We start from the raw sequence: 14037 nt of genomic DNA, 5'->3' as shown, positions 1-14037 counted from the left end.
TCGCTGTCTGAAAATCAGGCGCATCCCTATAAGGAACACGGCAATGAAATTCGCAAAAGTCGCTCAGAAACTTGCCCTGTGGGCCGGCAGCCCCAAGACGTTCATGGGGGCGATCATTCTGATTTTTCTGTGGGGGCTGAGTGGGCCGATTTTTCACTTCAACGACACCTGGCAACTGATCATCAATACTTCGACGACCATCATCACGTTCCTGATGGTGTTCCTGATCCAGAACACCCAGAACCGCGACACGGACATTTTGCACTTGAAGGTCGATGAGTTGCTGCGGGTGACGAAGGAGGCGCAGAACGCGATGCTGGGGCTTGAGGCGCTGGACCTCAAGCAGTTGGAAGCGCTGAGAAAGCAGTATCGGCAACTTGGCGAGGGCGAAACGATTTCCCTGGACGGCACCGTCGTCCAGGAAAAAGGTAAGCAGGATTTGAATGAATGCTGATCGGGACATCGCGGGTGGCCCGAGGTCACCCGCGTAATTCGTGGGTTAGCGACTGGCTTGCAGCGCCTTGGCCATTTGCAGATGGCTCTGCAATTTTGGCAGGGTTTCTTCGGCGAAGGCTTTGATTTCAGGCACGTCGGTGGTCTGCGCTACCTGTTGAAGCTGTTCGATGGCTTCCTGGGTGGTTTTCACCTGACTGGCCGCGTAGGCCTGGTCGAAGCTCGCGCCGTCCTGCACTTGCGGCATCAAGGCTTTGGCTTTATCGACTACCTCCTCGCGCGGAGCCACCGGCAAATCCAGTTGCTTGGCGATTTTCGCCAGGTGCTGGTTGGCGGTGGTGCGGTCGTTGATGACGACGATGGTGTAGTCCTTGACCTCTTTGGATTCGGTTTTCTGGTGCGCCAGGCGGCTGGCTTCGATGTCGGCCATGCCTTTGGCCGATGCATCGTTGATGAATTCGGCGGGGGACTGGGCAAAGGCACTGCTGGCGCACAGGCCCAGCAACGTGGCAAAACTGGCATTGCGTAATCGGGTGGCCATCCGGCTCATGGTCGCGCCCTCCTCGTAAAAAATTCAAACGGGAGCTTACGCTCCCGCCTCTCAATCAAAACTACCTTCACCGCTACTTCGATTTCTGACCACCTTTGCGGCCCATATCGGGTTTCGCAGGATCTTTATCGACAGTCGTGGTGGTAGTTTTCCCACCTTTGCGACCGGCTTCAGACGCCTTCGTTCGATCGTTGGCGAAGTTTCCCGAGTTCGAGTTTCTTGAATTAGGCATGATTCTCTACCTCTTGGTGATGATCGCGGCGAGCAGGAGCCCGCATAGAATCAGAATTTCGATCACCGCAAAGGTTTAGAAAAGTTGAAATCGCCGCGACGAACGGTGGCAGATTTTTCAGGCCCCGAGGCGCTGATGATTTTGGCGCTTGGCGGCGTACATAGCCTCATCGGCATGCCTGAACAGCTGCTTTTCTTCAGTGCCGTGGTCGGGGTATCGCGCAACGCCGATGCTCGTCTGGATGATCAGACTGTGGCCGTCCAGACGCAGGGGTTGAGCCAGGACTTGTCGGATTTTTCCCGCCACGCTGTCGGCGTCTTCCGAGGCGTGGATGCTGTGCAACAACACCACAAACTCATCGCCGCCGATGCGCGCCACCGTGTCGGTTTCGCGCACACAGCCCTTGAGCCGGTTGGCGACAGCTTGCAGCAGCATGTCGCCGACTGCATGACCGTGGGTGTCGTTGACTTCCTTGAAACGGTCGAGGTCGACATAAAGCAATGCCATACGCCCGGAATCCGCCCGCGCCAGCGTCAGTGAGTCTTTAAGCCGTTCACGCAGCAACTCTCGGTTGGGCAGTTGAGTCAGTTGGTCGTACTGGGCCATGCGCTGCAGCCTGGCATGCAATTGCTTGCGCTCAATCGCTGTGGCGACCTGGGCGCAAACGTATTGCAGCAGCTCCTTGTCCTGTTCGGTGTAGCGCTCACCACCGGGCACGCTTTTGACGATCAACGCACCGATGGTGCCGTTTTGTGAACTCAACGGCACGCCCAGCCAGCAAGGCGAATGCTGTCCCGCGACCAGCGCCTCAAACCCTTCCGGCAAATTGTCCTGATCCGGTGTCAGCAGAATCGGCTGGCCGCTGCGAATCACCTCGGCGCAGAGGCGCCCGGTGATCGTTCCGGGCTGCTCGGGTTGCGGCTCCAGGTCGTCCACGTGATAAGGGAAATTCAGCTGCGCACAGTGTTCGTCATACAGCGCCACGGAGAAATTCAGCGCCGGCAGCCATTCTCCGATAATCAAATGGATGCGTTTGAACAGCGCCAGTAAATCTTCCGCCGCGTGGGCCGCTTCGGAGATCGCATACAACGCCGCTTGCCGGGATTCGGCCTGCTTGCGCTCAGTGATGTCGCGCGCCACGGCGATGCGCAGTTGGTCGACCTCCGACCAGCGCGCCGACCAGAGGATGTGCGCCACGCGGCCATCTTTGCGCAGGTAGCGGTTTTCGAAATTGAGCTTGGGGTCGCCGCCCATGATCTCCCGCGCGGCATCGAGGGTGCGCTGACGATCAGCGGGGTGCACCAGGTCGATCATCGGCTGGCCGATCAGCTCTTCGGGGGTATAACCGAAGATACGCTCGCAGGCCGCGCTGACAAATACGAAGCGACCTTGTTTGTCGACCGCACAGACTGCGTCCAGCAAGAGATCGATAAAGCTCGCCAACGGCGCGGAATTTCTGGTTGCCATAGTGCGGTGAGCGTGTCCGGACAATGCAGCAATAAAGAACCTTCCCTGCCCCCTCAGTACGTCTGACGCTTCCTTGCAATCAGCCTCACGCCTTGTTCGTCACCAACCCCGGCAATGCATGCGCCAGGGCGTTGATGGCGAAACCGATAAACATCACCCCACACAACCGGGTGATCAACAGCTCATGGCGCTGGTACAAGCTGCGCACCTGCCGCGCGCCGACAATGCCAATGAGGATAGCGTAGGCCATAAGGCCACCAACGAAGCTCAGGACAATCAGCCACGGCAGCATCGACCAATGCAGCAATTCGGCACGGCTGGACAGCAGCGCCGTAAAAGTCGCTACCGCCACCGGGTAAGCCTTCGGATTGGTCAGGCCAAACAGAATGCCGTGCCAGAACGGCTGCCGCGCCGGGCCCTGTGGCGCTTCGACACTGCTGCGACGAGCGCGAACCGCGCGCAGACCGAGCCAGAACAGATACAGCCCACTGAGCACACCCAGCACATCGAACGCGGTGCTGCCGATTTCCCGCGCACCGACAATCGCGATCAGCGCAGTGCTGCACCAGACCACATCCCCCAGCAAATGCCCGCAGAGGAACCCCGCCCCGGCCCGCCGACCACGCGCCGCACCGATGCCGAACACCGCCAACACACCCGGCCCCGGCGTGATGCCGTAGATAAAGCCCGAGGCGAGAACAGCCATTAGCAGCGATGGGGTCATTGGAAGTCCTGTTGAACCGGGGTGAATGCACGCAAGTCTATCTCAGGTTCCCGGAACCCGACTTACAGATCGTCGAAGAACTTCATTCCCGCATAGGGCCGCTGCCGGCAGGCCGTCAGTCGTGACGCCAGATCGCCAACATGGGCTTCGAGCTTGTGGCCGTCCGGGTCGAGGAAATAGAAGGATGCGCCTTCGCTCCGGTTATCACGCCATTCCTGGACGTCGGCGGATCGCAGGCGTTCGACGAAGAGTGGGAAGTCTGTTGCGTTAATGCTAAAGGCGAAATGGGTGTAATCGGCGGCGGGTTCGGAGTTGCGCAGTGGATCGAGGGAAAGGCACAGCCAGAGCCCCGGCAGTGAGAGGTAGGCGCCGGTGTCCCACGTGGCTTCAAGCTGAAGTTGCAGCAGATCGTGATAGAACGCCACGCTGCGGTTCAGGTCGGTGACGGCGAGGGTCAGGTGGTTGAGGCCAGTGAGCAATTTTTTACCTCAATCGTTAATTGATGAGCCAGTGGTTTGGTCGCCACGCACTATCCCCTCCCCAATCCGCCCATTCAACCAGTTCAACGCCTGATCCCCACCCCGCCGTTTGTGCCAAACCAACACAAACGTAAACGACGGAATATGAAACGGCGGCGGAACCACGATCAACGACTGCTCATCGATATTGAGCAACCCCCGGGAAGCGACGGTGAGGATCAGGTCGGTGCCACTGATGAATTCCGGAGCGACGCTCCAGTGCGGCAGGCTGATCGCCACGCGACGGCGCTCACGCAGGGCTGTCAGGGCCCGTTCTATTTCCGGGGTGCCGCTGCCGCGCATTTCCAGCAGGACGTGGGGTCGGGCGAGGTAGGTTGGCAGGTCAAGTACGCCATCGGCGGGCAGGCTGTTGCGGTCGACCAGACAGGCGTAGTGCTCTTCAAACAGCGGCGTGCTGCGCAACTCGTTCGGCAACTCTGGAAAGACGCCTGCCGCCACGTCGATGTCGCCGTTGAGCACCCCCTCGAGCATGCCTTCGCGGCTGGCATGGCTGATTTGCAGATCGATGCCCGGAGCTTCCCGGCGCAAGGTCCGGATCAACCCCGGCAGAACGATTGCAGCGCCATAGTCGGACATCGCCAGTCGGAACGTGCGCTTGGCGGTGGCCGGATCGAAGGTATTCGGCGCCAGCAGCGATTGCACCTGAGCCAGGGTTTCGGTCAAAGGCGCCATCAACTCCAGGGCTCGCGGGGTTGGCACGAGGTTGGCGCCCGCCCGGACCAGCAAAGGATCGCCGAGCAGATCACGCAACCGCGCCAAGGCATGACTGACGGCCGGCTGACTCAGGTGCAGGCGCTCGGCGGCACGGGTCACGTGTTGCTCGCTGAGCAAGGCGTCGAGGATCACCAGCAAATTGAGGTCGACGCGCCGAAGATCATTCATCTGATGCATGTTCTGAATAGCTATTTGGAATTTAAATCTGCGCGACGAATACTCTAGAGTCCAGCAAAACCTGTTGGAGATTCATCATGAGTACGTTGCATTGGGCCGGGCTGTTGCTGCTGGCCGTGATAGCCGGAGCGGTGGTGCCTTTTCAAAGCGCGATCAACGCCAACCTCGGGCGTGGTTTGGGCCATCCGTTGTGGGCGACCCTCGCGTCGTTGTTGGTGAGTATTGTGGTGTTGTTGCCGGTTATGTTGGCGCTGCGCTTGCCGTTGCCGTCGCTGGCGTTCATCAGCAAGGCGCCGTTGTGGATGTGGGCCGGCGGTGCGTTTGGGGTGTGCTTTATTTCGTTGGCGCTGATGTTGCTGCCCAAACTCGGGGCATCGGGGTTTATTGCTTTGGCGCTGGCGGGACAGGTGGTTGCTTCGCTGGTGCTGGATCACTTCGGGTGGTTTGGGTTGGTGGAGCGGGAGATGACGTTGCCGCGGGTGCTTGGGGCGGTGTTGTTAATGGCTGGAGTGGTGTTGATTCAGTTCGATACTTCGCCGGCAAAGGCGATTATTGCGACGTCTTGAAGATCAAAAGATCGCAGGCTGCGCCAACTCCTACAGGGATGCGTGGTCCATGTAGGGGCTGGGGTAGCCTGCGAAACTTTTAAAACTTGTCGAGCGTGCGCAGCTTCTGCGGCAACCCCCACATCAGCAGCGCGACGGCGATCAGTGCCGCGACGCCGATGACATACAGCGCCGGCGTGGTGCTGCCCGTCAGGTCTTTGATCCGCCCCACCATCACCGGGCTGACGATGCCGCCGAACTGGCCGAGGGTGTTGATCACTGCTATCCCGCCAGCGGCCCCTGCGCCAGCACCGGCCAGCAGTTTTGGCGGCAGAGTCCAGAAGCTCGGGATAGACGCGATGATCCCGGCACCAAGCAAGCCCAGCGCGACAATCAGGAAGGTCGTGTGGTTAGCGAAAATCCCTGCACAGAAGAACCCCACCGCGCCCACCGCGACCAGACCTGCGACAAACTTGCGCCGTTCACCGGTCGAGTCGGACAACCGCCCGATCACCACCATGCTGATGGCGCCGCAGATGTAAGGGATGGCGGTCAGCAAACCGATCATCACCGGGCTCTCGGTGCCCGCGCTGCGAATCAGTTGTGGGGCCCAGAAGTTCAAGCCGTAGGACGCCACCTGAATCAGGAAGTAGATCAGCCCGAGGGTCAGGAAACCCGGAATCCGCAGTGCGGCGAGCAACGAGCCGCCGCTCTTGTGCGGTTCATGTTGAGCGATACGGCTGGCCAGCAACGTTTTCTCTGAGGGCGTCAGCCAATGGGCGTCTTCGATGCGGTCTTTGAGCAATGTCAGCACCAGCAAGCCGAGGCCAATGCAAGGCACACCGCCGAGCAAAAACAGCCAGTGCCAGCCGCGCATATCCATAAAACCGTCGAGGTGTTGCAGCACCAGCCCGGAGAACGGTGCGCCAACCAGACCGGCAAACGCCGACGACAGAAACAGCATCGAAGTGATGCGTCCGCGATAGTGCTGCGGGAACCACAGCGTCAGGTAATACAGGACTCCCGGCGCAAAACCGGCCTCCATCGCGCCAATCACAAAGCGCAGCGCGTAGAACTGCCATTCGCTGTTGACGAAGACCATGGCCGCAGTGGCGAGGCCCCAGGACATCATGATCCGGGCGATCCAGCGGCGGGCGCCGACCTTGTACAGCATCATGTTGCTCGGCACTTCGAAGATCACGTAACCGACCACGAACAACCCGGCGCCGAGGCCGTAAGCGGTGTCGCTCAGGCTCAGGTCGGTCTGCAGCTGGAACTTGGCGAAGCTGATGTTGATGCGGTCGAAAAACGCGAACAGGTAGCAGACCATGATCAACGGCATCAGGCGCCAGGCGACTTTGCTGACCAGGGCTTTTTCTTCGTCGTGGCTAACGGACGGGCTCGCGCCCGCCTCCAGTACATTAAGGCTCATGATGGTTCTCCAGGCGGACTGCCCGTGGGTGTCCGATTGTTTTTGTTGTCTGGTTGAGAGGCTCGGGGATGAATGCTTTTACTGTGGGAGCGGGCTTGCTCGCGAATGCGGTCTGACATTCAGCATTGATGTCGACTGACACGCCGCCTTCGCGAGCAAGTCGGATCGCCGCACCGCCGCTCCCACAGGGGATTCGGTGTGGTCAGGAAGGGCTTGGATGCAGATCACAATTGCGTCCAGCCTTGGCCAGCTGACCGGGCACTTCGTGGCCCAGCAGCGCGGGTAACCCTCGCGACAATTGCAGCAACAGCGGCAGATCGATGCCGGTATGAATGCCGATCTCATCGCACAGGTTGACCAAATCTTCAGTGCAAATATTGCCCGAGGCACCCGGCGCGAACGGGCAACCGCCGAGCCCGCCCAGTGCCGCGTCGAAGCGTCGGGCACCGGCCTCATAAGCGGCCAGCACGTTGCACAGACCGAGGCCGCGGGTGTTGTGGAAATGCAGGGTCAGATCAGCCGGCGAAACTCGCTGCAAGACCCGCCGCACCAGACGATCAACCTGCCGCGGATTGGCCATACCCGTAGTGTCGGCCAAGGTAATGCCCTGGATCCCGAGCTCCTGATAAGCCTCGACGATTTGCAGCACGCGATCCTCATCGATCTTGCCTTCGAACGGACAGCCGAAGGTGGTGGCGATGCTGGCGTTGAGTCGCACCGTCGTCCCGCGAACGTATTGCACGATCTCGCCGAACGCGGCCAATGAGGCTTCGCAACGCATGCGCATGTTGGCCAGGTTGTGGGTCTGGCTGGCGGACATCACCAGATTCAACTCGTCGGCCCTCGTCGCCAGCGCCCGTTGCGCGCCTTTCAGGTTGGGGATCAGCGCGACGTAAATCACCCCCGGTTGCCGGGTGATGCCCTTGAACACCAGCTCACCATCGCGCAGCGCCGGAATCGCCTTGGGGGAAACGAACGAGCCTGCTTCGATGCGGCTGAAACCAGCCAGCGACAGCTGATCGATCAAGGCAATCTTGTCGACGGTTTCGACCCAGGTCGGCTCGATCTGCAAGCCGTCGCGGGGGGAGACTTCCTGAACAATCAGGGTCTCGGAAAAATCAGTGATCATTGCACCACCCCTTGAGCTTTCAGCCGTTCGATGTCCGAACCCGTAAGGCCCAGCCCCGCGAGGATGTCGTCGGTGTGCTGGCCCAACGTAGGTCCGGACCAGTTAACGCCACCGGGCGTCTCGGACATTTTCGGCACAATGCCGGGCATCTTCACCGTGGCGCCGCCGGGCAGGTCGGCGTTGAGCAGCATGTCCCGCGCCTGATAGTGCGGATCGGCGACGATGTCGGCGACTGAATAGATGCGCCCGGCCGGGACTTCGGCCGCTTCCAGTGCCGACAACACCTCGTCGATCGGCAGGCTGCTGGTCCAGTGAGTGATCGCCGCATCGAGCACGTTGCTCTTGGCGGCACGCCCGTCGTTATGGGCAAACTCCGGCGCATCGGCCAGATCACGGCGACCGATGACGTCCATCAAGCGCTTGTAGATCGGGTCGCTGTTACCGGCGATCACCACGTAGGCGCCATCGGCCGTCAGGTAAGTATTGGACGGCGCAATGCCCGGCAAGGCCCCGCCGCTGCGCTCACGAACATGGCCGAGCATGTCGTATTCCGGCACCAGGCTTTCCATGACGTTGAACACACTTTCAGCCAGCGACACATCGACCACTTGCCCACCTCCCTGCCCGGTCTTGACCCGCAGCAGCGACATCAAGGCACCGATCACCGCGTGCAGCGAAGCCAGGGAATCGCCGAGGCTGACGCCCACCCGGGCCGGGGGTGAACCGGGGGTGCCGGTGGTGTAGCGGATCCCGCCCATGGCCTCGCCGATCGCACCGAACCCAGGACGATCGCGGTACGGGCCGGTCTGGCCATAACCGGATATACGCACCAGCGTCAGGTTAGGGTTGAGGGCGTGCAACACGTCCCAGCCCAGACCGAGTTTCTCCAGGGCGCCAGGACGCAGGTTTTCGATCAGCACGTCGGCGCTGGTCGCCAGTTGCTTGACCAGTTCAATGCCTTCGGGGGATTTCAGATTCAGTGCGAGGGACTTCTTGTTTCGCGATTGCAGGTACCACCACAGCGACGTGCCTTCGTGCAGCTTGCGCCATTTGCGCAGCGGGTCGCCCTGACCCATGGCTTCGATCTTGATCACGTCGGCGCCGAACTCGGCGAGCATGCGCGCAGCGAATGGCGCGGCGATCAGCGTGCCGATCTCGATCACTTTGATTGCACTCAAGGGGGCAGTCATCGCGGGGTACCTCATGTTGTTCTTGGAATATGAGCCAAGGCTAGAGGACCACGGGGGCTGGAATCCAACCTTCAGTTGGCAACGAGCGTTCGCGAAACGCGAACGCTCAGACCACCCCACGCAACTGCTCAAACAACATCCGGCTCACCGGCGACAGCGCCGCTTCATCGCGCACCACCAGAACCAACGCGCGATCCGACCAGTCATCCGTCAACGGCACCGCGTGCAAGCCCAGCGCCCGACCAAACAGTTCATAGGCCTTTTGCGGCAGGATGCCGATGCCCATGTTGGCCTGAACCATCCGGCACATGGCGTCGAAACCCGGTACATGAATCCGTAACCGCAACACTTTGCCGGCCTGGCGCGCGGCCGCGTGGGTTCGCATATTGATCGAACTGGCGGAGTGCAGACCGACGTAATCGCTGTCCAGCGTATCGGCGAAGGCCAGGCTGGAACGACTCGCCAGCGGATGATCGGGCAGCATCAACACCATCAGTTTGTCCTGTCGATAAAGCACGCTGTGCAAACCTTTGACGTCGCTGTCACTGGAGCAGATCCCCAGGTCCGCCACGCCATCCAGCACACCCTGAATCACCCCGCTGCTGGGGCGCTCTTCAAGGTCGGTCTTGACCTGAGGATGACGCTCGGAAAAGTCTCGCAGGTCTTCGGGCAGAAACTGAATGATCGCCGACAGGTTGGCGAGCATCCGCACATAGCCGCGAATACCGTGGCTGTGCTCGCCCAGTTCGAGCCCCATTTTCTCGACGTTGAACAGCATCTGCCGGGCATGGTGCAACAAGGTTTCACCGGCCGGCGTCAGGGTCATGCCCTTGGCCTGGCGCACGAACAGACTGATGCCCAGCGCTTCTTCCAACTCCATCAGCCGCTTGCTGGCCGCCGACACGGCGATGGCTTCACGCGCGGCGGCACGGGTCAGCGTGCCCTCCTCATGAACGGCGACAAACAGCTGGAGAGTGATCAGGTCGAGGCGGCGGATCAGGCTTTTTTGCAGCATGGAGGGCTCGATGACTTCTGTTCGACTGAGTCGGCAGGATAGCCCGGTTTCTACGCGACTCGGCAAAGCAAATTGCCCACAACATCACGAGGCATCGCCCTACACATAAATCTCTTGTAACACTCAGCCGTACCGGAAACAGCCGATTCAAAGCCTCCGCCGTGCTCTGTAAAGTCTGGAAACACACACGAACTGCAACAACCCCATGGATCGTTTCACTCAAGGAAAGTCATTTTCATATGGACCAGACAGCACAGGCGGCAAACCGCTACACCAACTACCGCAAAGTCATCGCGTTGGCCGATCACGATTGGGAGAGCGCTGAGGCCGGGAAAATTTCGGGGCTCAACGTCGAAATCAAAAGTGCCAACCGGATGCTCGATCAACACGGGCGCGCGTTTCATCATTTCTGCACGACGTCGTACCTGGGCCTGGATCACCATCCCGACATTCTCGACGGCGCCATGAACACCCTGTGGGAAACCGGCACCCTGCGCGTCGCCAACTCAAAGAACCGCTGCAAGCTGGCGATTCTGGAACAGTACGAAACCGAACTGTCCGAGTTGTTCGGCGCCAGCTGCCTCAGCACCTTGTCGTGCAGTGCCGCGAGTGCCGGAATCCTGCCGTTGCTGGCCAGCGGCGTGTTCACGGAGAACCGCCCTCCCGTGATGGTCTTCGACCGGTTGGCGCACTACTCGATGAATCACCTCAAAGCCGCCTGCGCCGATGAAACCACGGTCGTGACCTGTCCTCATAACGACATGGATTTTCTCGAGAAGCAGTGCCAGCAACACCGCACCGTCGCGTATGTCGCCGACGGTGCCTACAGCATGGGCGGGGTCGCAGACCTGGACAGTCTTTTGTATCTCAAGGACCGCTATGGGTTGTTTCTCTATCTGGACGATTCCCACGCGCTGTCCGCCGTCGGAACATTCGGCGCTGGCCTCGTGCGCCCCAGGTTGCACACCCTGGGGGATGACTGCCTGATCGTCGCCTCGCTGGCCAAGTCGTTTGGCGCCAGCGGTGGTCTGGTGATGCTGGGCAATGAACGGCAGAAGAGGCTCATTGCCCGTTACGGCGGCCCCAGCAATTGGTCGCAAAGCCTGAACAGTGCAGCCATTGGCGCGGGCAGAGCGTCCATCCAGCTTCATCGCACGCCAGAATTTGCCGCGTTACAGGAAAAACTTCAGGGTAATATCCAGCTCTTCGACAGCCTCATCCGCACCGATCAACACAACAGCAACATGGCCATTCGATTGGTCAACTGCGGCGAAGCAGCGCTGGCCAACAGCATCGCCATGGAACTGGCCAATCACGGTTTCTTCACCTCGGCCGTGTTTTTCCCGGTGGTCGCACAAGGCAAGGCGGCCATCAGAATCACCCTGCGCGCCGACATGGAACCGACGCTGATCCGACACTTTTGTGAACTCATTACCGAGCTTTTACGCACTCAAGGCCGGGACATCGGCTGTTGAACTGAAATCAGGGAAGATTCAATGAAGAGCAGCACCACCCTCCTCGTCACCTGCTGCACGGTTTTCCTCGCCCAGTTGGGCATGAGCATTTACCTGCCGGCGCTGCCGGACATGGCCCGGGATCTGTCCGCCGACGCCTCGCAGGTTTCCTGGGGGCTGGCGGTGTATCTGATCGGCATGGCGTTGCCGATGTTGTTCTGGGGCAGCCTGGGCCAGCGCATCGGCCGCAAACCGGTGCTGCTCGCCGCGCTGGGCATCTACGGGTTGGGCAATCTGGCCCTGCCCCTGAGCCAGACGCTTGAATCGTTCCTGGCGTTTCGACTGGTTCAGGGCATTGGCGCCAGCGGCATTTCGGTCATGGCCCGGGTGCTGATCCGCGACAGTTTCCGCGGTGATCTTCTGGCCAAGGCGTTGTCCTGGATTTCGATTTCCTTTGTGGTGGCGCTGGGGATCGGCCAATACCTGGGGTCGATCATCCAGATAGCGCTGGGCTGGCCAGCGATTTTCTATCTGTTGGGGGGTGTGAGTCTGATGATGGGGTTGGTCGTGGTCCGGGTTACGTTCCCGGTGCTGGCCGAGGAGAATGCCCCGTCATCCGCCTGGCCGAGTTACTGGCGCATTTTGCGTCATCGAGCCTTTCTGTTGCCGGCCCTCACCGGCGGCCTTGGGTACGGGGTGATTGTGGCGTTCAACACCGCAGCGCCGCTGATTCTGCAAGGACCGTTCAACTGGTCGGCCGTGGAATACGGGTTGTTGGGCTGGCCGATCAGCGCGGCCTATTTTCTGGGGGCTTTGGGGGTCAATGGCTTTGTACTTCGCACCGGTCAACGCGGGTTGATGACGGCGGGCGTAGGGCTGGTGCTGGCCGGCAGCGCGGTGATGTTGCTGGGGAGTCTGGCGGGTACTTCAGTGGCGCTGCTGTTCTGGTTGCCCTATTGCGTTGCGGTGTTCGGCCAGTCTTTGACTTATCCGGTCAGCCTGTCCCTGGCCAATGACGGTTCGCCGATCGGCGGTGCGTATGCGATGGCGTTGAGCGGTTTCATTCATCAACTGATGGCCGCCGTTATCGGCGGGATCGCCAGTTTGATCGCGAGCCCGCAAGCATGGCCGCTTTCTCTGTTGTGTACCTTGCTGGCGTTGGGCGCGATGCTTTGCGTCATGCTCGCGCCCGGTCGTAAAACTTCCTAAAACGCGCTGCGGAAAATCTCCTCGATCTGGCGCTGATCCGCCACGCGAGGATTGGTCAGGCCACACGCGTCTTTCAAGGCATTGGTGGCGAGGATCGGGATGTCGTTGAGCTTGGCGCCAAGCTCACGCAAACCGGCGGGAATGTCCACGTCTTTGGACAGGCTGCGGATCGCCACGATGGCCGCCTGGGCGCCCGCTTCCGGGGTGAAACCGTGAACATCGGCGCCCATCGCAAGGGCGACATCGGTGAGGCGATCGGCGCAAACCAGCGCGTTAAAGCTTTGTACGTGGGGCAGCAGGACCGCGTTGCACACACCATGAGGCAAGTCGTAGAACCCGCCCAACTGGTGAGCCATGGCGTGGACATAACCCAGCGATGCGTTATTGAACGCCATGCCGGCGAGGAACTGCGCGTACGCCATGTTTTCCCGCGCGGCCATGTCACTGCCGTCGCGGACGACCAGGCGAAGGTTGTTGCTGATCAACGTGATCGCCTTCAGTGCGCAGGCATCGGTGATCGGATTGGCCGCCGTGGAAACGTAGGCTTCGATGGCGTGGGTCAGTGCGTCCATGCCAGTGGCAGCCGTCAGGCCCTTGGGCATGGCGACCATCAACGCCGGGTCGTTGACCGACAGCAGCGGCGTGACGTTGCGATCGACAATGGCCATTTTCACGTGACGGGATTCGTCGGTGATGATGCAGAAACGGGTCATCTCGCTGGCGGTGCCGGCGGTGGTGTTGATGGCGATCAGTGGCAGTTGCGGTTGGGTGGATTGATCGACGCCTTCGTAATCGCGAATCTGCCCGCCGTTGGTTGCGCATAACGCGATGCCTTTGGCGCAGTCATGGGGCGAACCGCCGCCCAGGGACACCACAAAGTCACAGCGGGTCTCCTTCAGCAGACCCAGACCGCTCTCGACGTTGGCGATGCTCGGGTTAGGCTTGGCGCCGTCGAAAATCACCGATTCGATGTCCTTCATTGCCAGCTTCTCGGCAATCATCTTCGCGACACCCGCCTTGGCCAGCCCGGCGTCGGTGACGATCAGCGCCTTGCGAAAACCGTACTTGCTAATGGCGTCCATGGCTTCGTCGAGGCAACCGATGCCCATGATGTTCACGGAGGGAATGAAAAACGTGCTGCTCATGAGCGAGTCTCCTGGCTGAGGCCGAATCGGCAGCGCCGATCCAGCGGGTACCCACAGGATCG

Annotated in this window: 15 protein-coding genes; 4 read left to right on the top strand and 11 right to left on the bottom strand. The window is 60.5% G+C overall.

Annotated features, from left to right (window positions below):
- Positions 1 to 43: 43 nt before the first annotated feature.
- Complete coding sequence (locus ASC74_RS04080) at positions 44 to 454, top strand: low affinity iron permease family protein (RefSeq protein ID WP_008152989.1); 411 nt, start codon at positions 44 to 46, stop codon at positions 452 to 454.
- A 45-nt stretch (positions 455 to 499) separates the two neighbouring features.
- Here the strand turns inward: ASC74_RS04080 and ASC74_RS04075 are convergent, their stop codons facing one another.
- From ASC74_RS04075 to ASC74_RS04055, 6 genes are all read right to left on the bottom strand, one after another.
- Complete coding sequence (locus tag ASC74_RS04075; protein WP_046046166.1) at positions 500 to 1003, bottom strand: DUF4142 domain-containing protein; 504 nt, start codon at positions 1001 to 1003, stop codon at positions 500 to 502.
- A 73-nt stretch (positions 1004 to 1076) separates the two neighbouring features.
- A complete protein-coding gene (locus ASC74_RS30755; RefSeq protein ID WP_010462447.1) occupies positions 1077 to 1235 on the bottom strand; it encodes a KGG domain-containing protein in 159 nt (52 codons plus the stop codon).
- Positions 1236 to 1352: 117 nt separating this feature from the next.
- Complete coding sequence (locus ASC74_RS04070; RefSeq protein ID WP_056739409.1) at positions 1353 to 2702, bottom strand: sensor domain-containing protein; 1350 nt, start codon at positions 2700 to 2702, stop codon at positions 1353 to 1355.
- 85 nt (positions 2703 to 2787) lie between these two features.
- Positions 2788 to 3426 carry a LysE family translocator gene (locus ASC74_RS04065; protein ID WP_033061380.1) on the bottom strand — a complete coding sequence of 213 codons (639 nt, stop codon included), beginning with the start codon at positions 3424 to 3426 and terminating at the stop codon, positions 2788 to 2790.
- Between the two features lie 62 nt (positions 3427 to 3488).
- Positions 3489 to 3905: a fosfomycin resistance glutathione transferase gene (fos, locus tag ASC74_RS04060; protein WP_056739407.1), complete on the bottom strand. Its 417-nt coding sequence runs from the start codon at positions 3903 to 3905 to the stop codon at positions 3489 to 3491.
- A 9-nt stretch (positions 3906 to 3914) separates the two neighbouring features.
- A complete protein-coding gene (locus ASC74_RS04055; protein ID WP_177338827.1) occupies positions 3915 to 4856 on the bottom strand; it encodes a LysR substrate-binding domain-containing protein in 942 nt (313 codons plus the stop codon).
- A 77-nt stretch (positions 4857 to 4933) separates the two neighbouring features.
- Here ASC74_RS04055 and ASC74_RS04050 point away from each other — a divergent pair, with 77 nt between their 5' ends.
- Positions 4934 to 5422 carry a DMT family transporter gene (locus tag ASC74_RS04050; RefSeq protein ID WP_056739403.1) on the top strand — a complete coding sequence of 163 codons (489 nt, stop codon included), beginning with the start codon at positions 4934 to 4936 and terminating at the stop codon, positions 5420 to 5422.
- Between the two features lie 79 nt (positions 5423 to 5501).
- On the opposite strand, the gene ASC74_RS04045 is transcribed toward ASC74_RS04050, so the two are convergent.
- The 4 genes from ASC74_RS04045 to ASC74_RS04030 all read right to left on the bottom strand — a co-directional run bounded on the left by ASC74_RS04045 (position 5502) and on the right by ASC74_RS04030 (position 10167).
- Positions 5502 to 6833 carry an MFS transporter gene (locus ASC74_RS04045; RefSeq protein ID WP_056739401.1) on the bottom strand — a complete coding sequence of 444 codons (1332 nt, stop codon included), beginning with the start codon at positions 6831 to 6833 and terminating at the stop codon, positions 5502 to 5504.
- Between the two features lie 202 nt (positions 6834 to 7035).
- On the bottom strand, positions 7036 to 7962 hold the full coding sequence (locus ASC74_RS04040; RefSeq protein ID WP_056739399.1) for a hydroxymethylglutaryl-CoA lyase: 927 nt from the start codon (positions 7960 to 7962) through the stop codon (positions 7036 to 7038).
- Positions 7959 to 9152, bottom strand: coding sequence for a CaiB/BaiF CoA transferase family protein (locus ASC74_RS04035; protein WP_056739397.1), 1194 nt, complete (start codon positions 9150 to 9152; stop codon positions 7959 to 7961). Before ASC74_RS04035 ends, ASC74_RS04040 begins: the two co-directional genes overlap by 4 nt.
- Positions 9153 to 9258: 106 nt before the next feature.
- Positions 9259 to 10167 carry a LysR family transcriptional regulator gene (locus tag ASC74_RS04030; RefSeq protein WP_056739395.1) on the bottom strand — a complete coding sequence of 303 codons (909 nt, stop codon included), beginning with the start codon at positions 10165 to 10167 and terminating at the stop codon, positions 9259 to 9261.
- Positions 10168 to 10406: 239 nt separating this feature from the next.
- On the opposite strand from ASC74_RS04030, the gene ASC74_RS04025 reads away from it, so the two are divergent.
- Positions 10407 to 11642 (top strand): aminotransferase class I/II-fold pyridoxal phosphate-dependent enzyme, encoded by a 1236-nt coding sequence (locus ASC74_RS04025; RefSeq protein ID WP_056739393.1) that lies wholly within the window; start codon positions 10407 to 10409, stop codon positions 11640 to 11642.
- A 21-nt stretch (positions 11643 to 11663) separates the two neighbouring features.
- Positions 11664 to 12830, top strand: coding sequence for an MFS transporter (locus ASC74_RS04020; protein WP_056739391.1), 1167 nt, complete (start codon positions 11664 to 11666; stop codon positions 12828 to 12830).
- Here ASC74_RS04020 and yiaY read toward each other — a convergent pair.
- The gene (gene yiaY, locus ASC74_RS04015) at positions 12827 to 13975 is read right to left on the bottom strand and encodes an L-threonine dehydrogenase (protein ID WP_056739389.1); all 1149 of its coding nucleotides are present in this window, start codon (positions 13973 to 13975) and stop codon (positions 12827 to 12829) included. The genes ASC74_RS04020 and yiaY overlap by 4 nt on opposite strands.
- Positions 13976 to 14037 lie beyond the last annotated feature (62 nt).

The organism is Pseudomonas sp. Root329 (genome assembly GCF_001424925.1).
GTDB lineage: Bacteria > Pseudomonadota > Gammaproteobacteria > Pseudomonadales > Pseudomonadaceae > Aquipseudomonas > Aquipseudomonas arabinosi.
Note: the sequence above shows the minus strand (reverse complement) of the source record. Positions and strands in the feature narration are given on the sequence as shown.